We start from the raw sequence: 23,981 nt of genomic DNA on the forward strand, positions 1-23,981 counted from the left end.
GAGTGGCGTTTTAACTACAGTGATCCAAAACGTCAATTACACCAGCTAAAACAATGGGTTAAACAGGAACTGAACTAGTTATCTAGGACAGCCCCTAAATAATTTATATAGAGGTCACCGTATTTTAGCAGTCTGTGAATCGATAGGATAGCACGCGACAATCCATTGCTCTCAAGGCGATGATTTATATTGTTGACAAGGATGTGACTACTCTTTTATAGAACCTTAACGTATCACAACATTTAAGGACGCTAAGTATGACAGTAGATAAGCCTTGGCTGGCGCAATATCCAGAAAACGTACCCAAGACCATTAATCCTGATCAATATGAGAGCCTCATAGAGCTGTATGAGGAATGTTTCAATCGTTTTCGTATGCATCCTATGACTATTTGTATGGGGGTCACTCATACTTATGGTGATGTGGATAAAGCTTCACTTGCCGTTGCCGCATGGTTACAAGCGCAAGGCATTCCTAAAGGCAGTGTGGTTGCACTCATGATGCCAAACGTGCCGCAATATCTGCCAACGATGATTGGTATTTTGCGAGCGGGTTACGTTTGTACCCCAGTTAACCCACTTTATACTGGTCGTGAATTACGCCATCAATTAAATGATTCTGGTGCTCAGGTTATTTTTGTGGTTGATAACTTTGCTCAAGCACTCGAACAAGTCATTGAAGAAACCGACATCAAGCGTATTGTCCTCTCGAAAATGGGCGATATGATGGGGCTAAAGGGTATTTTGGTTAATACGGTTATCCGTCAGGTCAAACGCTTAGTGCCTAAATATAACCTGAATGACCCTAAATACGATGTGACCAAGTTTCCTGATGTGCTGAAAAAAGGCAAAAACTTGCCTATCCAAGCACCAAAAACCACACTGCAGCAAAAAGCAATTTTGCAATATACTGGTGGAACGACTGGTTTGTCGAAAGGCGCTGTTTTGACTCAGCGTAACGTCGTCGCCGCTGCGATGCAGTCAGAAGCTTGGTACCGCCCTATCACCTCAGATATTAATGAGGTCTATATCAATATGGTGATGGCGTTACCGCTTTATCATATTTTTGCCTTTATGCTGACCCTGTTAGGCATGCGCTCGGGTTACACCTTTATCTTGATTCCTAACCCACGCGATATGCCAGGCTTTGTTAAAACGCTGTCAAAACAGCCGTTCCATATATTGCCAGCAGTGAATACTTTGTTTAAAGGCTTACTTGACCAACCAACCTTTAAAGATTTGGACTTTAGCTCGCTACGCATCTCACAAGCAGGTGGTATGGCAGCAACTGAACAAACAGCTGCTCGCTGGTTAGAAGTCACTGGTTGCCCGATGGTCGAAGGTTGGGGTATGACTGAAGGGGTTGCAGCTGGTACGGCTAACGTCATCACTGATCGCAAGTTTAACGGTACGATTGGTATACCTGTCCCTAGCGTAGATATCATTGTCGTCGATGATGAAGGTAATCGTGTCGGCTTACATCAAGCTGGCGAGATGTGTATTAAAGGCCCAAACATTACCTCAGGCTATTTTAATAAAGACAATAGCAATGACTTTACCAGCGATGGTTACTTCCGTACTGGCGATATCATCAGTATGGATGAACAGGGCTATATCACTTTACTTGATCGCAAAAAAGATATGATTTTGGTTTCAGGCTTTAACGTCTTCCCAAATGAGATCGAGTCAGTCATGCTAGATTATAAAGGCATCATTGATTGCGCAGTGATCGGTATTCCTGATGACCACCAAGGCGAAGCAGTCAAAATTTATATCGTCCCTGCTGATAATAATGTTACCAAGAGTGATATTAAAGAGTTTGCTTTGGACAATTTGACTGGTTATAAATGCCCACGTCATATCGAATTCGTGAGCGAGTTACCAAAGAGTAATGTGGGTAAAATATTGCGTCAAAAGCTACGTGAAAAGCATATGTCCGATAACCCTCAAACCTTGTAGTGCATAGATTTTAGATTTTTAAAAAGAAGACAATAAAAAACCCTCAACTTTAATGCTGAGGGTTTTTTATTGTCTTCTTTTTGACTTCATTGCTGTTGATACCAAAGCAATGAAGTCAAATAGTTACTAATTGACTTTATTGACCACCTGTAATGGCAGATGCTTCATTGCTTGACCGACAATAGACCACGGTAGACTTGGTACACAAGCTTCATCGACTCCAGCCTCAATCGCTGCAACGATGGATTTGGTGCCCGTATCTGCATCCACTTCAAACGGTAGTGGTTTGGCATTTTCATTAATTTCAGTACGGATATAACCCGGATAAATGGTCGAGACTTTAATGGGCAATTTGGTTAATAACATATCAGCACGAATGCCTTCTGCCAGATGAGCCAGACCCGCCTTACTTGCGCCATAAGCGGTCAGATGCTTAGGCAGTCCACGCATTGCCGACATGCTTGATATCACCACCAGATGACCGCTGTTTTGTGCGCGGAATATATTCATCGCCGCTTCACATTGCGCGAGCGCAGAGACAAAGTTAATCTCAACGGTGCGGCGGTTGGTATCGAAGCGCCCTTTACCAATACGGCGACTATCCCCGACGCCCGCATTGACCACCACACGATCGATATGACCAAAGTCAGTTGCGAACGCATCAAATACATCAAATATGGCATCATAGTCGCTGACATCTAATGCTCGATATTCAACACGAATATCAGGATACGCTGCCATTAACTCTGATTGTAGACTTTCTAGACGATCGGTACGACGCGCGCAAATCGCCAAATTATAGCCAAGCTTGGCAAACAATCTTGCCATGCCTTCGCCCAGTCCTGAGCTGGCACCCGTGATTAATACTGTTTTACCATGACCAATCTGCTGCTTACTTAAACCTTTTAGGTATCGTGCGGGCTGAATCGCGCTAAATAGCTGATTTTTACTTTGTTTGGCGCTTTTGGTGACTAAATTGATCAATTTATTTTGCATAGAACGTCCTGTTTACATCCATGTTATATGAAGTTGACAGTCTATAATATCGCAAATTGATAAGTGCGGCTTGTCTGTCATAAAAATACACAAAAAGTACTCAACAATTATCATAACCGATTTTAATAACATAAAAATCGGCTACGTGTTTAGAGTAGCCATTTTATCCTGATGTTAATCACGGCTTAATCGTGGCTTAATTATGACCTTGATGTCTCACCGCTATCACATGCTATGTTATCGCCACGTCACGAAGCGTTTGCCATCAGCAAATAAGTGACTGTACTCATTTAAAGACAATAGCCGTGTACTCTGCGCTTTTAAAGTAATAGACGTTACACCCGTATTAACCAAGCTTTTATTAATTTGATAGGCTGTTGAGCTGCCCTGCTGCAATAACTGCGCGGTAATAGCCGAAATAATGCCGCCCGAAGTAAACACCAGCACCGTACTATCACGCTCTAAATTCAGATTAGCCGCTTGCAAACGCACTTGCTCAAGCGCTTGTTTTGCCCGCTCATTAAATTGTGACCAGCTCTCAATATAATCACCGTCATTCCCACCTGCATGCCAGCGCTGCATCGCAGAATCAAACAACTCCGCTAAACGCATAGATGGCACTTCTGCTTGCGCAATCTCAGCCGCAATAGCACCTTTATTCATAAAAGCAGGATTAGACTTTATAAACACGTCTTTATGATTAAATTCATCAAATTGTGGCAGTACATAGCTATCCGGCGCACTTATATCGATCGCAGGCTTACTAGAGATATTGCTATCGCTATCAACAAATGACTGATAACGCTGCCAAAAATGATGTGCAGAGTCTTGCTGCCTAACCAAACTACCAGTAAAAATCGCATCGATTCGACGCTGAGTCGTCGCGTAATGCTGACCTAGCATCTGCGCTTGCTTGCCACCCAGCTCTGAGAGTTGATCGTAATTCTCTTGTCCAAATGACGCTTGACCATGACGGGCCAAAAGTATGGTTGTCATAAAATATTGCCTTATTAATCGCACTCTTATAATTTTTAAAAGCTCTAGATTTTCAATTTTTAATTTGCTTACTCTTCAGCTTTAGGTGCGCTTTGTCCAAAATAATTCTTTGGTAAGATACCTTTAATAACAGCCTGTATAGGACTTGGCAACTGCTCAATCATCGCAGCATCAACACCCATATCTTGCAAATGCGGCTGTACTCGGCTAGTAAATAAAATCTCACCTTCATATTGAGCAATCAACTTCAGACATTTGGCATGTAATACGTGCACAATAATCCAGAAATTTTTAAAGGCGGGATTGGTCGTTTGTTTATGATAGTAGCGATAATAAATTTGCTGAACGATACCCGCTAGACGGAACAGACCAAACACTTCATAAAACGTCCAGTTGTCTATCTCTAGACCTGTCTGCTCAAGATAATAAGCAACCACTTCATCGCGAGTCATCATGCCTTTTAAATGGGTGGGCTGACGGCGTGACTGCTGCATAATGATGTTGTCATCTTCTTCAATCCAATACGCCAATGCGCTGCCCAAATCCATCAAAGGATCGCCCAAGGTCGCCATTTCCCAGTCGAGTACGCCGATCACCTTGGTCGAATCTGCTGCATCCAAAATCACATTATCAAAGCGCCAATCATTATGAATGAGGCAAGTCTTACTGTCAGCAGGCGTATGCTTACCAAGCCATTGACGTACTAAGGCAAAACTTGGGACGTTAGGCGTTTTGGCTTTGACATAACGCTTGTCCCAACCTGCCACTTGGCGTTCGCAATAACCTTCACCGCGGCCAAGATTGACCAAATCAGGATGCGCTTTATAATCGACTTGATGCAATTCAATCAAAGCATCGATGACATTGGTACATAATGCACGCGTTTGCTCTTCATTTAAATCGATACCTTTTGGCAAATTGGCACGAGGAATGATCCCTTCCATACGCTCCATGACATAAAAATCTGCACCGATGACGGACTCATCGGTACATAACGCTATCATTTTTGGCACATAAGGATAAGCATCTTTTAAGGATTTTTGAACCGTATATTCGCGCACCATGTCGTGTGCTGATTTTGCTTTGGTGCCTTTTGGTGGACGGCGTAAAATTAAATCTTGGCTTTTACCTTCGCCTTCATATTGCAAACGATAGGTCCAGTTTGATGCGCCACCTGAAAATTGAGTAACGGTAGGCTCGCCTTCTATATCGACGCCTTGAGCACGTAGCCATGAGCTGACCGCTTTGGCATCAAGCTCTTCGCCCTCACGAACCTCGCCGCCTTTATCTAAGATTTTATTAACTACTTCTTTGACGGTAGTGTTGCTTTGATTAGCAGTTACCATATGACATTCCTTATCGTGTGCTCAATTATGTTTATCAATGAATATAGGGCTGAAAATTCACTACTAACGATGTAATAGTGAATTTTAATGAGAAATTAATTCAAGCAAATGCTCATTTAAATCAATTTCTATAAGTTTATGAATGACTAAACTTAGGATTTACCAGATTTAGAAGGGCGACTAAAACCTTGACGCTTTAATTCTAACTTAGCAATCATGGTTTTATGCACTTCATCAGGACCATCGGCTAAGCGCAATGCTCGAGCTTGGGCAAAGAATGCAGGCAACATCGTATCTTGGCAAACGCCCATGCCACCATGAATCTGAATCGCCATATCGACCACTTCTTGTAGCACGGTTGGCGCAACCACTTTAATAGCAGAGATTTCAGTCAATGCTGCCTTTGTGCCTTGCGCATCCATTTTTTGCGCTGCATATAGTGTCAACAAACGTGCTTGATCGATTTTAATACGCGCCTCAGCGATACGCTCAAAATTACCACCCAGTTGTAATAATGGCTTACCAAAAGCGCTACGCTCCATGCCGCGCTTAACAGCCAGCTCTAGCGACTTTTCGGCAGCGCCAATACAGCGCATGCAATGGTGAATACGACCTGGTCCTAGGCGACCTTGTGCAATCTCAAAGCCCATACCTGCACCACCGATAAAGTGACTGACGGGCACACGTATATTATCAAAGCTGACTTCACCATGGCCGTGCGGCGCATCATAATCGCCAAAGACTTTGAGCATGCGCTCGATGTTAACGCCTGCTGTCTTTGCCGGCACCAAAACCATCGAATGCTGGTGATGACGGTCTTTATTCTCATCAGGGGTATACGCCATGACAATCAAAATATCGACCGCAGGATCACCAAGACCTGATGACCACCATTTACTGCCATTGATAATAATCTCATCGCCATCGACGACAGCAGTCGCTTGCATATTGGTCGCATCACTAGAGGCGACATCAGGCTCAGTCATACAAAATACCGAACGCGTTTTACCTTCCAAAATTGGTGTTAGCCATTTGTCTTGCTGCTCTTCAGAACCATAGCGCCATAAAAGCTCCATATTGCCGCTATCAGGGGCATTACAGTTAAAGACATAAGGCGCTAATAAACTACGACCAGTCAGCTCTGCAATCGGTGCATAATCGGTCACCGACAGCCCTGCCCCTAGCGTGTCATCTGGCAAAAACAAATTCCATAGACCGGCTTCGCGTGCTTGTTTACGCAAACTCTCGTATTTTTCTGGCCACTGCCAATTTTTCCAATTACCGTCTGGGTTTTGCGCATGACAATCCGCCCAAAACTGTGCTTCTATCGGCTCAATATGAGTTTTGATAAATGCTTTGACTTTGGCATGCATGGCTTGACCATGTTCGGTGGCGGTAAACATCAATGTATTTTCAGACATAGCTGGCATCCTTTTCCTTGCTGATGGTTAATGATTTTCATCACGTTCACATAAAGCTTTTATAAAAAGCCCAATATTAATTTTATAGTGTACGTGCGTATACTCTGTTCTGTATGCCACATTTATAACATAGCATTTATGAATAAACAGCAAAAAGGCGCGACCCGCTAGGACACGCCTTTTACAAAATACAAACAATACTTCTATTTAGAGTGGAAAACTGAAAACTACTTTAGGATATTTAGACGGCTATTAAAATCAAAACGTGCTAGTGCATCTGGCAGCTTGTCAATCGCCATATTCACCGTTGCTTCGGCAGCTTGTGATAGCCCTAACTTCTCTGCCAGCGTTGGCTTCTGACGTGAATGCAGTGCATAAACTTCATTGTCTTCCATACGCTCTAAAATATAGCTGTCTGAGGTTTTCAGACTGTCAATTAAATTCAATTTTAGCGCATCTTCGCCATACCAATGCTCGCCTGTTGCGACTTTCGCGACATCCAATGCTGGACGATAGGTGTTCACGAAATGTTTGAACAATTCGTGCGTTTGCTCAAGCTCTTCTTGGTATTTGGCACGGTCGTCAGCATCATTTTCACCAAACATAGTAACAGTACGTTTATAGTCACCAGCGGTAAACATCTCATAATCGACGTCATGATTTTTTAGCCATTTATGAAAGTTTGGTAACTGTGATACCACACCGATTGAGCCAATAATGGCAAAGGGCGCAGCCACTACGTTATCTGCCACACAAGCCATCATATAACCGCCACTGGCCGCGACTTTATCGACACAAACTGTCAATTTTAAACCAGCCTCTTTTAGACGTGCCAATTGCGCTGCTGCCAAACCATAACCATGAACCAAGCCGCCGCCTGATTCAAGACGTACCACGACTTCATCACCTTTATTTGCGCTGCTGATCAATGTGCTGATTTCTTCGCGTAAATGTTTAACTGCCGTGGCTTTGATATCACCGTCAAAGTCGAGAACGAAAACTTGTGATTTATTATCACTGTTTTTTTTCTTATTTTTGCTTTTTGCCTTCAATGCTTGCTTGGCTTTTTTAGCCATTACTTTTTTGAATTGCTTAAGCGCGGCTTTACCTTGAGTTGCCTCCATTAAGTCTTCACGGCGTTGTTCTTGGCTTTTATTTAGATGAACAACTTGTAGCTCAACAGGGTTCTTAGCAGGGTGAAAAAGCATGAGTAGCATTCCTTACATGATTAGAATAATTTTAATAAGATTTTATAAGTGAGCCTGATATGTGCACAGTGGCTGATATTTTCAAGCAAAATGACAATATTTAACCCAATGCAAATGTTACTGAATAAATACGCCCATTACTGATACTTTCCTACCCTTTGATTGGACGCCACTGGTTGTATAACAAGGGCAGATTAGGCATAATATGCGTTTACACCAAATTTTCTGTAGCCAACGTGATGACCATTTGTCTTAATCGCGGTGTTTGTGCGTTTTTAGCGGATAGCTTGAATCGTACAGCAATGGCTGCATTATTGTATTTCGAATTGGGCTGACAACTGGATAATTATATTATGACGCAAAGCACTATGACGCATAGCGAATATCGAGACGAATATTGCGGAGCCGTAACCGAAAGCTTCATCGATCAAACCATCAGTATCGTAGGCTGGGTACATCGTCGTCGCGATCACGGTGGCGTGATTTTTTTAGACATGCGTGACCGCGCTGGTATCTTGCAGGTCGTCGTTGACCCTGATACACCAGAAGCCTTTGCTACTGCTGATGCGGTACGTCCTGAATATGTGCTAAAAATCACTGGTCGCGTACGTCAACGCTACGCGGGTACTGAAAACAATAATATGACCAGTGGTCAAATTGAGCTGTTGGGCAAAGAAATTGAAGTGTTGGCGAAATCTGAAACACCGCCTTTCCCATTAAATGATGAGAAAACCACGGTATCAGAAGACTTGCGTTTAAAATACCGCTATCTTGATATGCGCCGTCCGCAAATGCAAGAGCGTATGGTTTTCCGTGCTAAAGCCACGTCCGCCATTCGTCGTTACTTAGATGACCATGGTTTCTTAGACGTTGAGACCCCTATCTTGACTCGTGCGACACCAGAAGGCGCGCGCGATTACCTTGTGCCATCACGCACACGCCCAGGTAACTTTTTCGCCTTGCCACAATCACCACAACTATTTAAACAGTTGCTGATGGTGTCAGGTTTTGATCGGTATTATCAAATCGCTAAATGTTTCCGTGATGAAGACTTACGTGCTGACCGTCAGCCTGAATTTACCCAAGTCGATATTGAGACTTCTTTCTTAAATGAAGAAGAAATCATGAACATCAACGAAGGTTTGATTAAGCATTTATTCAAAACCATGATGGATGTTGAGTTTGAGCAATTCCCACGCATGACTTACGCTGAAGCAATGCGTGACTATGCCTCAGACAAGCCTGACTTACGTATTCCATTAAAACTCATCGACGTTGCTGATTTAATGAAAGACGTTGATTTTAAAGTATTTGCCGGTCCTGCTAACGATCCTAAAGGTCGTGTTGCTGCCCTACGAATTCCTGGTGGCGCGTCATTAAGCCGTAAGCAAATCGATGCTTATACCAAATTCGTTAGCATTTACGGTGCACGTGGTTTGGCTTATATCAAAGTCAATGACGCCAGCAACATTAATAACGGCGTCGACCAAGAATCTGGCCTACAGTCTCCTATCATCAAAAATATGACCGATGACGTATTGGTCAGCTTGATTGAACGTACTGGTGCAGAAAGCAACGATATTATTTTCTTTGGTGCGGATAAAGCCAGTGTCGTCAATGACGCAATCGGTGCACTACGTCAAAAAATTGGTCTAGACCTTGAAATGACTACTTGTCAGTGGGCGCCACTTTGGGTCACTGATTTCCCAATGTTTGAGCAAACGGACGATGGTCGTTGGACGTCAATGCATCACCCGTTTACTAAACCTAAAGGTTCTGTTGATGAATTGAAAAACAACCCAGAATCTGCCCTTTCTATCGCTTATGATATGGTATTGAACGGTACAGAAGTTGGCGGTGGTAGCTTACGTATCAATACCTTTGATATGCAGCAAGCGGTACTTGATGCTTTAGGTATCGGCGAGCAAGAAGCTCAAGACAAGTTTGGCTTCTTACTTGACGCCCTAAAATTCGGTGCGCCGCCGCATGGTGGCTTGGCCTTTGGTTTGGATCGTCTGATTATGCTCATGGTAGGCGCGGACTCTATCCGTGATGTTATCGCTTTCCCAAAAACCAAAACTGCTGAATGCCCACTAACTCAAGCACCTGCTGAAGTCGATAGCAAACAGCTACGTGATCTTGGTATCCGTGTGCGCGAAAAAGCACAGGCTGACACCAACAAACCTGCGCAATAAATGGTCTAACGATGTCCGGATATTTTTTTCAGTACTTATTACGTGATTCATCACCGTGTGAATGGTTATGAATCCGTATCACATTTTTAAAATCGTGCCATTGTCTGTCTTGCAGATACTGGCACGTTTTGTTGCGTGGGTGATTATCAAGATACCCAATTTGAGTATCATGCGTACAGTCAGTATCAATATGGCGTTAATTGCGCCTAAGCTGACTGATGTGCAAAAACAAGTGTTAACCAAAGAGATTATTTATCACCAGTGTTTGACCAGTATTGAATCGATCAAAAGCTGGGCCATGCCACCTGAGTGGAGTATCGCTCAGATTCGCGACGTTCATAATAAAGACATTTTATTAGAAGGACTTGCGAGTGCCAACGGCATGCTCGCTATCGTGCCGCATCTCGGTACATGGGAGATGATGAACGCTTGGCTCAATCAATTTGGTTCCCCAACCATTATGTACAAACCTGTCAAAGGCGAAATTACCAACAACTTTGTGCTACAAGGGCGTTCAAGGCTTAATGCGACCTTAGTACCAACCGATGGTAGCGGTGTCAAAGCCATATTTAAAACCCTCAAACAAGGTGGCTTTAGTATCGTCTTACCCGATCATGTTCCCGACCCTTCGGGCGGCGTGGTTGTGCCCTTTTTTGGTATTAAAACATTAACCAGTACGCTTGCTTCTAAACTTGCTAGTAAAACCAGATGTGCCTTGGTCGGCTTATCTTGTATTCGCCGTGACGATGGTCGTGGATTTGACATCTATTGTTATAAGCTTGATGATCCAGCACTTTATGATCGTCATGCCGAGACCGCCGCTTATGCACTTAACCAAGCCATGCAACAGATGATTGAAGAAAAATGTAGTCACTATATGTGGGGCTATCGACGTTTCAAACATATTCCCACATTAGGGAATCCTTACAACGTTGATGAAGAAACTTTAGCCAAATTCATTCTTGACAACAAGCGGGCTGATCAAAACGTTCATGATACAACCACACGCGCCGGCAATGAATAATGAACAATGACCTTACAATTAGCCAAACGTTTAGAGATATCGTGAATCCTAGCTGTGATAGTATTGGCTGACTTTTGTACCTTTAAACGTTACTAAGGCGTGTTCTCATTTCAATCGATCGTCCTATAAATGGATTAAAGATGGCCAAATTTTGCCAAACAGCGTCAAATAGTCAGTCAATAGCTCAATATTGTCTGCGCTATTTTTTCATTTGACGGCAATTTATCTCATTTTTATCACTATGTTAAAAATGAGAACACGCCCTAAATATTTTTTATTTATATTAATATGAGTGCATTATGGCAACTGACGTAACCAATACCTCATCGACAGACCACACGCACGCACGCAGCACTGCTGAGCAGCGTTATGTTATCTGTATGAAATGGGGTGACAAATACGGCGCTGAGTACGTCAACCGTCTTTATAATATGGTCAGTCGCCATTTGACTTTAGACTTCCAAATGATCTGCCTCACTGATGATAGCAGCGGTATCGACCCTGCTGTGACTTGCCATCCTATTCCAGAGATGGATTTGCCTGCTGGGCCTGAGCGTGGTTGGAAAAAACTCACGACTTTCAAACCTGAACTATATGGTCTCAAGGGTGTGGCTTTATTTTTAGATATCGACATTGTTATTGTTGACAACATAGATGCCTTTTTTACCTATCAAGCTCAGCACAAAGACAGCGTGGTGATTATCCGTGATTGGAAAAAACCGTGGCGAATGATTGGTAATAGCTCTGTTTATCGTTTCAATATTGGCATGAACACCTATCCTGATTTGCTCGCAAACTTTGAGCGTAACTTTGCCACCATTCGTACCCAAGTGCGCCATGAGCAGGCTTATCTGTCTAACTATTTACGTGAGCATCATCATTTAGAGTATTGGGATAAAACATGGTGTGTCAGCTTCAAGTACCAATGCATCGCCCCTATTCCCTTTAACTTTGTGCGCGCACCTACTCTGCCAGATGGCGCAAAGATTGTCATCTTTCATGGTGAGATTAATCCGCCAGATGCCATCAATGGTAGCGGCGGCAAGTGGTATCGTCATGTTAAGCCAAGCCCTTGGCTAAAAGATTATTGGCGATAAACCCATAGGAAATACCATGAAAGCAGATGATGAAAAGCAAATAGATATTGTGATTGCTTGGGTAGATGGTGATGAGCCACTGCTCAAACAAAAAAGAGCGCGTTATCAGAAAACAACCAGCGCGGCATCTGATGCTATCAGCTCAACACGTTTCGCCAGTAACGATGAAATATATTACAATATTGCCTCCATCATAAAATACGTACCTTTCTGTCGACATATCTATATTGTCACCGACCAACAGCAACCGGCACTGATTGAAGCGTTTGCTGAACAAGATATTTGTGCAAAAGACAAGATACGTATCATCGATCATAAAGACCTCTTTGCGGGCTATGAGCAGTTTTTGCCTACTTTTAACACGCGGTCTATTGAAAGCATGCTATGGAATATCTCAGGTCTGTCTGATTATTTTATATATATGAATGATGACTTTTTCTTCAACCAACCTGCTGTTATTACAGATTTTTTAGATGACGACACGATTATCATTCATGGTCATTGGCGAAAAAACACCCTTCTACAAGCTAAACTCCAATATCGAAAATTTCTACAAAAATTATCGGGCAAAAAAGTTCAACCCAAACATACGATTGCTCAAATGCTCAGCGCTAAAATCTTGGGGATGAATCAGTTTTTTGAAGTGCACCACTATCCCCATATTGTCGATAAAAATATTTTAAAAAACTATCTTTTACATAACCCTCAGCTATTGATTGAGCAAATTCAATATAAATTTAGAGATGTGGCTCAGGTAAACCCCATTACCTTAATGAATCATCTAAAAATTCAACAAGGGGAAGCTTGTCTAAAGCCACCCGTAGCAATCAACTATTTAAAAAATGAAAACGGTGTTGAGGATTTTTTAGCAGGTTTGCAAAAACAATCTATCAAATATGGGTGTATACAAAGCTTAGACTTGCTTGACCCTGACTCCCGTAACAATATTACCGAGGCGATGATTCAGAAGTTTTCACAGCATCTGCCATCATCGTTATTGCTAAATCTCACTAAATAGAATCAATCTTATAATAATAAAAATATAACCTTGGAATTTTTATGAAAATAACAGTAGTAGGTACAGGCTATGTCGGCTTATCCAATGCTATGTTACTTGCCCAGCACAATAAAGTAATCGCTGTCGATGTCATAGCAGAAAGAGTGGAGATGTTGAATGCCAAACAATCTCCTATTGAAGAACCAGATATTGAAGATTTTTTACTCAACAAACCCATCGATTTCACAGCCACTTTAGATGCCAAAGCAGCTTACAAAGACGCAGACTTTGTTATTGTTGCTACCCCTACGGATTACGACTCAAAGACCAACTATTTTAATACCCAAAGTGTTGAAAGCGTCATTGGAGAGGTGCTGAGTGTTAATAAAAATGCGCTAATCGTTATAAAATCAACAGTGCCCGTCGGCTATACCAATGACATTAGAAAACGATTTTTGACAGATAACATCATTTTTTCGCCTGAATTTTTACGCGAAGGCAAAGCGCTATATGACAATCTTTACCCTTCGAGAATTATCGTCGGTGAGCAGTCGGAACGTGCGAGACAATTTGCAGATTTGCTTTTGGAAGGTGCGATAAAGAAAGACGTTCCTCTGCTATTTACTGAATCTACTGAAGCTGAGGCCATTAAATTATTTTCTAATACTTATTTAGCGATGCGTGTTGCCTATTTTAATGAGCTGGATACGTATGCCCAGACTTTTGGGTTAGATACCAAGCAAATTATTGAAGGCGTAGGATTAGATCCGCGTATCGGCAATCATTACAACAATCCATCGTTTGGCTATGGTGGATATTGTTTGCCTAAAGATACCAAACAGCTATTGGCAAATTATGATGACGTCCCTAGCAACCTCATCAGAGCCATTGTGGACTCTAATAGTACCCGTAAAGATTTTATTGCTGATAAAATTATTGAAAAGCAACCAAAAATTGTTGGTATCCATCGACTAGTGATGAAAAGTGGCTCGGACAATTTCAGAGCGTCTGCTATTCAAGGCATTATGAAGCGTATTAAAGCAAAAGGTATCGAAGTGGTTGTCTATGAACCCGTGTTAAAAGAAGAAGAGTTTTTTAACTCAAAAGTCATTAAGGATTTGGACGCATTCAAAGCCATGAGCGATATTATCGTGGCAAACCGCTTATCTGCAGACATCCAAGATGTGTCGCATAAAGTGTTTACTAGAGATTTGTTTGGGAGTGATTAATGAAGATTTTAGTGACTGGTGCCGCAGGTTTTATTGGCTTTCATTTAATTAAAGCATTGCTGGGCAAAGATTGCTTTATTGTCGGTATTGACAACCTAAACTCGTATTATGAGGTTACGTTAAAAAAAGACCGTCTCAAAATCCTAAACGAACAATCAAACGAAGATACTTTTAGTTTTATCACCTTAGATCTGGCTGACCGAGAAGCAATGGCCAGTTTATTCGCTGAACATGGCTTTGATATCGTGATTAATCTCGGCGCACAAGCGGGCGTGCGCTATTCTATCGAAAAGCCACATGAATACATTGATTCCAATGTAGTAGGATTTCTGAACGTGCTTGAAGGCTGTCGACAGACTCAGGTAAAACATTTGGTATACGCCAGCTCTAGCTCTGTATACGGTATGAATATCAAGCAGCCTTTTAGCACTGGAGATCGTGTAGATTATCCTATTAGCTTGTATGCTGCGACCAAAAAATCTAACGAATTAATGGCACATACTTATAGTCATTTATACAATATCCCCACGACAGGGTTACGCTTTTTTACGGTCTATGGCCCTTATGGTCGCCCTGATATGGCCTACTTTTCATTCACCAAAAAAATATTAGCAGGCGAGCAGATAGATGTCTATAACAATGGTGAGATGCAACGTGATTTTACCTACATTGATGATATTGTCGAAGGCATCACTCGTATTATCGATAAAATCCCAGAACCACAACAATCTTTTGCGACCACAGCAATCGCACCTTACCAAATCTACAATATCGGTAATAACCAACCCGTAACGCTGCGCCGCTTTATTACCGCGATTGAAAGTGCATGCGGTAAAAAAGCAAAAGAAAACTTGTTACCCATGCAGCCAGGTGACGTCCCAGCGACTTATGCCGACATAGACGAGCTAACAGCCGACATTGGCTTTAGACCCGAAACCAGCATCGAAGATGGCATCTTAAAATTTGTCGATTGGTACAGAGCCTATTATCTAGAAGAAACAAGAGAATCACAGCAAGCATAAAACTCGATAAGTCATAGAATAGATATAGCAAGGAAGGGTCAACCTATGAAAACATTGACATATTTGATTAATTTAGATGGAAGCGATACGCGTCTAGAGAGCGCAACTCAGCAGTTAGAGCAGATAGACTGGCCATTTGAAAGGATACCTGCCTATGATGGTCGTGGTAAAAATTTATCTGATTTTACAGATTATGATGACTCTCAAGCCAGAAAAAATCTAGGACGTGGTTTATTAAGCGCTGAAATCGGCTGTTATCTAAGTCATTACAACTGCGCTGAACAATTTTTGCAGACGGATGCTGATTTTTTGGTGGTGCTAGAAGATGATATGACCTTGTCTACCAGCTTCAAGACGATAGTCAATGAAACCCTAGCGTTTTTATATGCTCATCCAACGTTGGACTGGTACTTGATAAATCTTGCAGCAAAAAAGAAAAAGCTTGCTCGGGATATCGTGAGCTTTGATAAACATACATTATGGCACGCCTATTATTTCCCTATTCGTGGTCTTGGCCTCATTTGGTCGCGTAAGGGCGCTGAAGCATTTATAGCAGCCGCCAAACCCATCTCCATGCCCGTTGATATATTTTTCCAACAATGGCTGAGTGACAACGGGAAAGGCTTGGGGGTTTGGCCTGCATTGGTACAGCCCTTGGGACTTGACAGCGATATCTTAGGAACCGAAGCTTCGCAAAACATAAAACGCAAATACAAAGAAAATAGAGACTTGTCCTATAATATAAAAAAACAGAAAAGAATGTGGCAAAATAAAACCACGGCTGTTGCCAACTTATACCTAAACAAGTAGTTTATATTTTATGAAAAATATCGTAATAAGTTTAGAATCTGCGGTAGAGCGCAGAAAGCATATAAACGAAGAGTTTGGCAAACATAAAGTAGATTTTGAGTTCTTTGATGCGTTAACTCCAGATTTGGCTCATGCTTATGCTCAAAATTTGCCCATTGATTTAGAAAACATCGCTTTGACTGGTGGCGAATTGGCATGTTTTATGAGTCATGCTTCCGTTTGGCAACAAATGATTGATCAAAATATACCGTATTTAGCCATTTTTGAAGACGATATATATTTAGGTGAAGATGCAGAAACGCTATTAACCACCACGAGTTGGATAAAACCTGACTGGCATATTATTAAAACAGAAGCCTTTTCCGAAAAAGTCTTCTTGTCCTCCAACTCCTCTGAGATTGTCTCAAATAGGCGGCGCATTGCCCAATTAAAAGGGAAAAATTTAGGTACAGCCGGTTATATTTTGTCGTTGCGTGGTGCGCAAGTATATTTGGACTATATCTCAAAAAACAAACTGCGACCGCTTGATGAGTTAATGTTTGACGATTTTATCAAACATGACGCTGAACCCGTCTATCAAATGACCCCTGCTCTATGCATTCAAGAAATGCTGTTAAATAAAGGCAATCCCTCGCTCCCAAGCGCCCTAATTATAGATCGTCAAGGTCGTATGAAGTCAGAGAAAAAATCTGCTATGTTTAAAGCGAAGCGCGAAATTAACAGGGTTGCGATGAAGCTTAAGAAATCCATATTTGCAACAGAAGTAGTTTTTAAATAGTATTTTTTATCGTTAAATATTTTATTATGATAATAATTTTGGAATGGGAAAGTAATGACGGAAGATAACAAACCATCTGTAGCCATATTATATATTGCCACTGGTCGATATACCGTTTTTTGGGATTACTTTTATTGCTCTGCTGAAAAACACTTACTTCCCGACTGTCACAAACACTACTTTATATTTACCGATGATGAGTCATTAATAGACTCACTTAATGCACAAGATAATAACGTTACAGCAGTAAAACAAGAGGCTCTAATCTGGCCCTACGTCACCCTTATGCGCTATAACATGTTCTTGAATTCACGACACCTCATCGAACCTTTTGATTACACTTTTTTCTTTAATGGAAATACGGAGTTTCTAAAAATAGTAACTCAGCAAGACTTGCTGCCATTAAAATCTAAAGAAAGTCTCACTTTTTATTTACAACCACATGTGTTCCATCGCCGTAGAAACAAATATCCTTACGACCGAAATTCTAACTCCAATGCCTACATACCCTACAACCAAGGGAAATATTACTTTGCAGGGGGCATCGTTGGTGGTAAAACAAAATCTTTCTTAGATTTCAGCAATACTTTAAATCAAAATACTATTACGGATCTAGAAAAACATATTATTGCTCTTTGGCATGATGAGAGTTATCTAAATAAGTTTGCTTTAGGGCGCACAGACATTAAAATATTGCCTCCATACTTTACACGTGGTGAGCGTGAGTACTGGAAAAAAAGCTCAAAAATAATGTTTTCGGATAAGACACATTATCGATTTGGCGGACATGCTTATCTAAGAGCCGAAACAAATGACAAAATCACAAAATCTGACTGGGAACAGAAGAATGGCAAACGTCGAAGAAAGCTCAACACTCGATTCAAGCAATATATCGCCTCACTTTTTTTCTGATAGTGAGAGCCATAAACAGCTTAAAAAGAAAAAGAAAAAGCCTTATCGTTATCTATATAACTTAATCACCCCACACAGCAAACGCAAAGCGTTCGAAAAAGAGGCCAATCTTGAGCAACAAAACCAAGTAGCCGCGTGTTGGGCATCTTTTATTGAGCTATATTACAGTGACAAGCTAGAATATTTTTCATTACAGCCAAAAAAAGAATTTTATGATGAAAAAATAATTTGGCAGTATTGGGGTCAAGGCATTAATGAAAATCAGTTGCCTGAAGCAGTTAAATTATATTTCAAATCGATAGACAAACACTGTCCAGACTATAAAATAATTCGGCTAGATGACAGTAATATTCATGAATATCTGGATCTACCTCAATTTGTTTGGGATAAAAAAACACTCTCAGGATTTAAACCGGCATTTTTTGCAGATTTATTACGCCTAGCATTACTTGATGTTTATGGCGGCGTTTGGTTGGATGCAACTATCTATCTCACCGAACCTCTGCCTAATATGTTACAGGATAATGGTTTTTTTATGTACCAGCGCGCCACAGACGCACATAATAAACAACAATGGCATAAATTTAACAGCTACTATTTTAACTGGGATAGTAAGCACAAGGTAAACTTACTGAATAGCGTTATCTTTGCTCACAAAAAAAATCCGGTCATTCATACGTGTTTGGATTTGATGTTAAACTTTTGGAAAACGCAAGAATATATTCCTCATTATTTTTTCTTCCAAATCTTATTTGACACGCTCATTAAGGGCAAACTTGCACAGTATCAATGCCCTATCATCGATGATACTAAACCTCATTTATTAGTTGCTACTTTGCATAACCCTTATGCTGAAGCCGATTATCAAAACATAGTCTCACAAGCTGGTATCCATAAGATGTCTTATGTTAAACAAGTCAGACCTGATTCGTACTATGAATACTTATTAAAAAACACTTAAATACAGCTTTATTACTAATGCGGACTGTCACTATAATATAAATCACCTTTTTCTTTTGCTTAGACTATTCATTGAATTTTTTATATGACTAACTGAGATTTATTATGATTTTAATTCAAAATCTAAAAAGAATAGATGCAGGCACTCAGAAGTATATATATGAGCACCCATCTGATACTGATAAGATTATCAAAATAATGAAGCCTGAGCATGCTACATATAATGGTGGTAGAAAGGGTCAGCATTACTTGCGCGGTCATCATTCTCAGGGCATATACAAACAATTTCGCAGAGAGATATTGCAATATTTACAGCTTTGTAAGAATAACTATGGTCAGCAACGATTTACGTTTCCAATGGAAACCGTATATGGCTTTATCGCAACGGATAAAGGGTTGGGTCTAGTGGCGGAAAAGGACATAGACCCTAGCGGCTCAACCATGACACTTTATGAGCTTTCTAATACCAATATTTTTAATGACACACACGCAAAGGCGTTAGATAAGTTTTTTGATGAGTGTTGTGAATTGCACGTGGTATTGGGTGAAGTTAATATTGCTGGCATTATGTATACCGAGCACAGACAAGGTATTCCTGAGTTTGTATTGGTTGATGGCATTGGTGAAAAATTATTCATTCCTTTTAGGGCAATGAGCAAAACGATTAATAGCCATAATGTTCGAAAGATTGAAAATAAAATAAAATCCAAAATTAGCTATTATTCTACTAAGCATTAGAATTATAACCATGATAGTTATTAATGTGACCTTTATTTATTCGCAACCAATTTATAAATACAGCAAAAGACCCAAGACAACTAAGTTGTTTTGGGTCTTTTATTAAAGCCTACTACCTCATGAATTAGTCTTAATCAATAAAGCTTAACCAATCCATATACTGCTCATTGCGGCCATGTACCACATCAAAGTATAAGGTTTGCAATTTCTCAGTGAGCTCACCACGGCCACCATTACCGATAACACGATCATCGTATTCACGAATAGGCGTCACTTCAGCGGCGGTACCTGTCATAAAGATTTCATCCGCTAAGTAAAACTCATCACGAGTGATACGGCGCTCAACGACTTTGATACCTAAATCATCAGCGAACTGAATAATAGTACGACGGGTAATACCATCTAGCGCGCCGCCACCTAAGTCCGGCGTATGCAGCACACCGTCTTTGACTAAGAATAAGTTCTCGCCTGCACCTTGGCAGACATAACCCTGCGGATCCATCAAGATAGCTTCGTCATAGCCATTACGAGTGACTTCTTGGTTGGCCATGATGGACACTGGATAGTTGCTCGAGGCTTTTGCCTTACACATGGTCACATTGGTCATATGATGAGTAAATGAAGATGTTTTTACACGGATACCGTTTTTGATACCCTCTTCACCCAGATAAGCGCCCCAATGCCAAGCAGCAACCATCGCATTGATACTATTATCACGTGACGATAAACCAAGCTTTTCTGCACCGACCCAAATGAGCGGACGAATATAGGCTTCTGCCAAGTTGTTTTGCTTGACCACATCTTTGTGCGCCTGCTCCAGAGTCGCTGCATCAAACGGTACATTCATTTGAAAGATTTTTGCAGAGCCTAACAGACGCTCGGTGTGCTCTTTTAGGCGAAAAATTGCCGTACGATTATCAGCAGTTTGGTACGCGCGCACACCTTCAAACACAGCCATGCCATAATGCAGGCTATGCGTCAGCACATGGACTTTGGCATCTGGCTGCTCAATCATTGTGCCATTCATCCAAAGCTTACCATCTTGTGTTGCCATATTCATTTTATAATCCTTATGTTAGCACTAACGGCTATTTTTTTAGGTATAGTCGACGCACGTATAAATGCTTCGACTAGAGGTTTTGATTAATCGTATTTATCAACATCATATGATAACACCGCAGCGTCAATTTTTATTGCTAAAATATAGTGTTATCCTTACTAAGAAACAACCAACAACTGACAGCTTTATCGTAATGTGTCGCCGATTATATCACTGGCGGTGCTAGCAAATGAAATCTTTTAGTTTGAGTATCACAGGCTATTATTTATAAGCAAAAACCTTCTTAAGAATTGGGCGAATCGTCATCTGCCAAATTAACACCCATCAAATGTTGCCATTGCGCTTGTACTAATGCTCGTGTTTCTTTCCACAGTGACTCATCCACCAATAGCGATTGCTCTGATAGTGCCAATTGATGAGTAGCAGCACGAATTCTGAGGTAGGCATCCGTTAAATCTTGGCAGACTTGCTCCTCCCAAATACCCAGTGATGCCACTTCTTCAAAAATACGAACGTTGTCGCTCCATTTGGTCAGGCTTGGATGCTCATGCGAATAAGCCAATACTGCAAATTGCGCTAAGAACTCAATGTCGATGATCCCGCCTGCATCTTGTTTAAGATGAAACTTACCTGCTTGTTGTTGCCATTGACTGGTGCCCAGATGTTTTTGCATCTTAATACGCATACTGGTGACTTCTGTACGCACCTGCTCTATCGTGCGCGGTAATGATAATACGTCTCGGCGAATATCACAAAAGCGGGCCGTCACTCGTTTGTCACCGCAAATCGCTCGTGCCCGTACCAAGGCTTGATGCTCCCACGACCATGCCTTTTCTAGCTGATAGGTTTCAAAAGCATGACAAGACACCACCATCATGCCAGCATTACCCGAGGGGCGCAGACGCATATCAATCTCATAAGCGCGACCATCTCGAGTTTGGGTATTGAGATAGTTCATCAGCTTTTGTACCAAACGGGCAGCAAACTTCATACCGCTGACTGATTTTTCACCCGTGGTCATGCCCTGCTCTTTTATTTTGTGTAAAAAAACCAGATCCAAATCTGAAGAATACGAAAGCTCTAGCCCGCCAAGCTTGCCATAACCAATGATGGCAAAACCGCAGTCTGCCTCGGTCACTGGATCGCCATCTTGACCAATAGGATAGCCGTAGCGTTTGACAATTTCTGCAAAAGCCCGTTCTAATGCGGCTTCTAGTACCACCGCTGCGATATAAGTGAGAGAATCCGACACCTTCATAATCGGACGCTCAGCCAATACATCACTGGCGGCAACCGCCAACACTTGGTTCTTCTTAAATAGTCTTAATACGCTGAGCAGCTCTTCTTCGTCATTAGGCTCTACGCGCAATAGCTGTTGACGCAAAATATCGCGCAACTCTGGCTTGTCCGGCAAGTGGCGATAGCGCTGCTGTAAAAAAGTATCTAAGAGCACAGGGTAATGTGCCAACTCTTTGGCAATCCAAGGACTGGCCGACAGCATGGGTATCAGCTCAATCGTTGCATTGGGATTTTCTGCAATCATCACCAAATAGATAGAGCGACGACAAATCGCTTCGAGCAATGTAATGAGACGCGGCAAAGCGGTATTGGCCAATTGCTGCTGCTCTTGATGAGCGAGTAACGCATGGATAATCACAGGATAAGCGTCATCCAACCGCTCGCGAGCCTCATCACTTAAGTTAGCAACCATCTTTGATTGCCAAAAATCTTGTAACAGCACTCGGTTTTCTGCCGTTAACACATCATTCAATCGTGCAATCTGTTCATCAAGATGTTCGGGCTCAAGATCTGTGTCTTCATGATCCGGTACCTGACGTTCGGTCACCATACGCTCAAAGGGAACATTGACATTGTCTCGGTGGTGGTTAAGGGTATCTAACAGGGCGTTCCAATCGTCAAACCCAAGGGTAACTGCCAAGTTATACTGCCACTGCGGATCATGTGGCAGGCGCTGAGTCTGTTGATCATTAATCGCTTGAATGGCGTGTTCAAGCCGACGTAAAAAACGATACGCGGCTTGGAGCTCTTGATAAGTAGTCCTCTCTAGATACTCAAGCTTATGTAATACCTGCATTGCTTGTAAACAAGATTTCACCTGTAATTGAGGATGCCTGCCACCATAAATCAACTGAAAGGCCTGCACAATAAATTCAATGTCTCTGATACCACCAGCACCCAGCTTGATGTTATCCAAATCCTCCCGCTGAGCGACTTGGTTTTGAATAAGCGATTTCATCTCCCTGAGCGCTGAAAAAGCACTATAATCCACGTAATAACGGAAAACAAAGGGCTTGATGAGCGCTTGTATCTCATCATAAAACGGCTGTTCTAGCTGCCCTACTACTCGCGCTTTTAGCCATGCAAAACGCTCCCATGCACGTCCATGCTGAGAGAAGTACTTCTGCAATGCGGATAAATGAATAGCCAAATCACTACCGTCACCCCAAGGGCGCAGACGCATATCGACCCGAAAGACAAAGCCATCAGCCGTCTTTTGATCCAATAATTTAATAATACCTTGACCAAGCCTTGTCATAAATCGCTTATTATCTATGCTGCGCGTGCCTTTTGATTTATCACCGCTGGTTACACCGCGAGCCTGATGGACAAAGATAAGGTCGATATCACTCGATAGGTTCAGCTCATGAGCGCCAAGCTTACCCATCGCCATAATCGCCATGTCATCAATTTGCACGTTACCTTTAGCATTGACAAACGTTGGTTCGCCGTACTGTTTAATCAAATACTGGTAGGTATAATCTTTGGCAAATGAGATACAACCGTCTGCAAACTCAGACAGCTCGTCGGTCAATTGCTCAAGCGCTATCAATTGTAAGGCATCTTGCCAAATCCAGCGCATCATCAGCAGTGTACGTAGATGACGCAGGCCACTCATCACCTTCACTTCATCAGCAAGTTGGTAATTATCATCTAACGTATAATCTTGAATCAAATCATCGATTTGCTGCCGAGTTAAGGTTCGATCTAACGGGTAGCTACGTAAAAACGTTTGGCATGAAACCGTTCGACTCTCCCAAATTTGATAAGCGAACTCGCTTGCCGTCTGCAATATTTGCAGCTGTTCGGTTGTATACTGACAATCTGTACCATGGGTCGCACGTGAAGGCATAGCGGGTGACATAGGGAACATAACTCCTTGCATAGAGTGATAAGACTACGTGAACTTAGCGCATAAGTTTATCGTTTTTTCTT

The 23,981-nt window shown here is 41.8% G+C and carries 19 protein-coding genes and 1 pseudogene; 13 read left to right on the forward strand and 7 right to left on the reverse strand.

All coding sequences use genetic code 11. The annotated features are described in order from the left end of the window. Together C8D84_RS07720 and C8D84_RS07725 are read left to right on the forward strand one after the other, a co-directional pair. Nucleotides 1–78, forward strand: a pseudogene (locus tag C8D84_RS07720) (IS1595 family transposase); the annotation flags it as partial. A gap of 179 nt (nucleotides 79–257) precedes the next feature. Further along, complete coding sequence (locus tag C8D84_RS07725; protein WP_060490965.1) at nucleotides 258–1,958, forward strand: AMP-binding protein; 1,701 nt, start codon at nucleotides 258–260, stop codon at nucleotides 1,956–1,958. Between the two features lie 126 nt (nucleotides 1,959–2,084). Here the strand turns inward: C8D84_RS07725 and C8D84_RS07730 are convergent, their stop codons facing one another. From C8D84_RS07730 to sohB, 5 genes are all read right to left on the reverse strand, one after another. Beyond that, the gene (locus tag C8D84_RS07730) at nucleotides 2,085–2,954 is read right to left on the reverse strand and encodes an SDR family oxidoreductase (protein WP_109591252.1); all 870 of its coding nucleotides are present in this window, start codon (nucleotides 2,952–2,954) and stop codon (nucleotides 2,085–2,087) included. A 237-nt stretch (nucleotides 2,955–3,191) separates the two neighbouring features. Beyond that, nucleotides 3,192–3,950, reverse strand: coding sequence for a histidine phosphatase family protein (locus C8D84_RS07735; protein ID WP_109591255.1), 759 nt, complete (start codon nucleotides 3,948–3,950; stop codon nucleotides 3,192–3,194). Nucleotides 3,951–4,018: 68 nt separating this feature from the next. Next, the gene (locus C8D84_RS07740) at nucleotides 4,019–5,296 is read right to left on the reverse strand and encodes a phosphotransferase family protein (protein ID WP_109591258.1); all 1,278 of its coding nucleotides are present in this window, start codon (nucleotides 5,294–5,296) and stop codon (nucleotides 4,019–4,021) included. A gap of 152 nt (nucleotides 5,297–5,448) precedes the next feature. Beyond that, the gene (locus tag C8D84_RS07745; protein WP_170108292.1) at nucleotides 5,449–6,699 is read right to left on the reverse strand and encodes an acyl-CoA dehydrogenase family protein; all 1,251 of its coding nucleotides are present in this window, start codon (nucleotides 6,697–6,699) and stop codon (nucleotides 5,449–5,451) included. Between the two features lie 245 nt (nucleotides 6,700–6,944). After that, nucleotides 6,945–7,925 (reverse strand): protease SohB, encoded by a 981-nt coding sequence (sohB, locus tag C8D84_RS07750; RefSeq protein WP_109591260.1) that lies wholly within the window; start codon nucleotides 7,923–7,925, stop codon nucleotides 6,945–6,947. Between the two features lie 368 nt (nucleotides 7,926–8,293). On the opposite strand from sohB, the gene aspS reads away from it, so the two are divergent. The 11 genes from aspS (at nucleotide 8,294) to C8D84_RS07805 (ending at nucleotide 19,687) form a co-directional block, all read left to right on the forward strand. After that, on the forward strand, nucleotides 8,294–10,120 hold the full coding sequence (gene aspS, locus C8D84_RS07755; RefSeq protein WP_109591409.1) for an aspartate--tRNA ligase: 1,827 nt from the start codon (nucleotides 8,294–8,296) through the stop codon (nucleotides 10,118–10,120). A 67-nt stretch (nucleotides 10,121–10,187) separates the two neighbouring features. Beyond that, nucleotides 10,188–11,144, forward strand: coding sequence for a lysophospholipid acyltransferase family protein (locus tag C8D84_RS07760; protein WP_109591262.1), 957 nt, complete (start codon nucleotides 10,188–10,190; stop codon nucleotides 11,142–11,144). A 380-nt stretch (nucleotides 11,145–11,524) separates the two neighbouring features. After that, nucleotides 11,525–12,241, forward strand: a complete 717-nt coding sequence (locus C8D84_RS07765; protein ID WP_372860760.1) for a glycosyltransferase — start codon at nucleotides 11,525–11,527, stop codon at nucleotides 12,239–12,241. A gap of 16 nt (nucleotides 12,242–12,257) precedes the next feature. After that, nucleotides 12,258–13,259 carry a Stealth CR1 domain-containing protein gene (locus C8D84_RS07770; protein ID WP_109591267.1) on the forward strand — a complete coding sequence of 334 codons (1,002 nt, stop codon included), beginning with the start codon at nucleotides 12,258–12,260 and terminating at the stop codon, nucleotides 13,257–13,259. A gap of 41 nt (nucleotides 13,260–13,300) precedes the next feature. Then, nucleotides 13,301–14,467 (forward strand): nucleotide sugar dehydrogenase, encoded by a 1,167-nt coding sequence (locus tag C8D84_RS07775; protein ID WP_109591269.1) that lies wholly within the window; start codon nucleotides 13,301–13,303, stop codon nucleotides 14,465–14,467. Beyond that, complete coding sequence (locus C8D84_RS07780) at nucleotides 14,467–15,489, forward strand: NAD-dependent epimerase (RefSeq protein ID WP_109591271.1); 1,023 nt, start codon at nucleotides 14,467–14,469, stop codon at nucleotides 15,487–15,489. Before C8D84_RS07775 ends, C8D84_RS07780 begins: the two co-directional genes overlap by 1 nt. A 45-nt stretch (nucleotides 15,490–15,534) precedes the next feature. After that, complete coding sequence (locus C8D84_RS07785) at nucleotides 15,535–16,299, forward strand: glycosyltransferase family 25 protein (RefSeq protein WP_109591273.1); 765 nt, start codon at nucleotides 15,535–15,537, stop codon at nucleotides 16,297–16,299. Between the two features lie 10 nt (nucleotides 16,300–16,309). Then, nucleotides 16,310–17,077: a glycosyltransferase family 25 protein gene (locus C8D84_RS07790; RefSeq protein WP_109591275.1), complete on the forward strand. Its 768-nt coding sequence runs from the start codon at nucleotides 16,310–16,312 to the stop codon at nucleotides 17,075–17,077. Nucleotides 17,078–17,131: 54 nt separating this feature from the next. Next, a complete protein-coding gene (locus C8D84_RS07795; RefSeq protein ID WP_109591277.1) occupies nucleotides 17,132–17,989 on the forward strand; it encodes a glycosyltransferase family protein in 858 nt (285 codons plus the stop codon). After that, on the forward strand, nucleotides 17,925–18,950 hold the full coding sequence (locus C8D84_RS07800) for a capsular polysaccharide synthesis protein (protein ID WP_109591279.1): 1,026 nt from the start codon (nucleotides 17,925–17,927) through the stop codon (nucleotides 18,948–18,950). The genes C8D84_RS07795 and C8D84_RS07800 overlap by 65 nt, the downstream gene beginning before the upstream one ends. A gap of 104 nt (nucleotides 18,951–19,054) precedes the next feature. Beyond that, the gene (locus C8D84_RS07805) at nucleotides 19,055–19,687 is read left to right on the forward strand and encodes a YrbL family protein (protein WP_109591281.1); all 633 of its coding nucleotides are present in this window, start codon (nucleotides 19,055–19,057) and stop codon (nucleotides 19,685–19,687) included. Between the two features lie 130 nt (nucleotides 19,688–19,817). On the opposite strand, the gene C8D84_RS07810 is transcribed toward C8D84_RS07805, so the two are convergent. Beyond that, a complete protein-coding gene (locus tag C8D84_RS07810; protein ID WP_109591283.1) occupies nucleotides 19,818–20,747 on the reverse strand; it encodes a branched-chain amino acid transaminase in 930 nt (309 codons plus the stop codon). A gap of 283 nt (nucleotides 20,748–21,030) precedes the next feature. Next, a complete protein-coding gene (gene glnE, locus C8D84_RS07815; protein ID WP_109591285.1) occupies nucleotides 21,031–23,910 on the reverse strand; it encodes a bifunctional [glutamate--ammonia ligase]-adenylyl-L-tyrosine phosphorylase/[glutamate--ammonia-ligase] adenylyltransferase in 2,880 nt (959 codons plus the stop codon). Between the last annotated feature and the right edge of the window lie 71 nt (nucleotides 23,911–23,981).

The sequence above is a fragment of the Psychrobacter immobilis genome (genome assembly GCF_003148585.1).
Classification (GTDB): Bacteria; Pseudomonadota; Gammaproteobacteria; order Pseudomonadales; family Moraxellaceae; genus Psychrobacter; species Psychrobacter immobilis.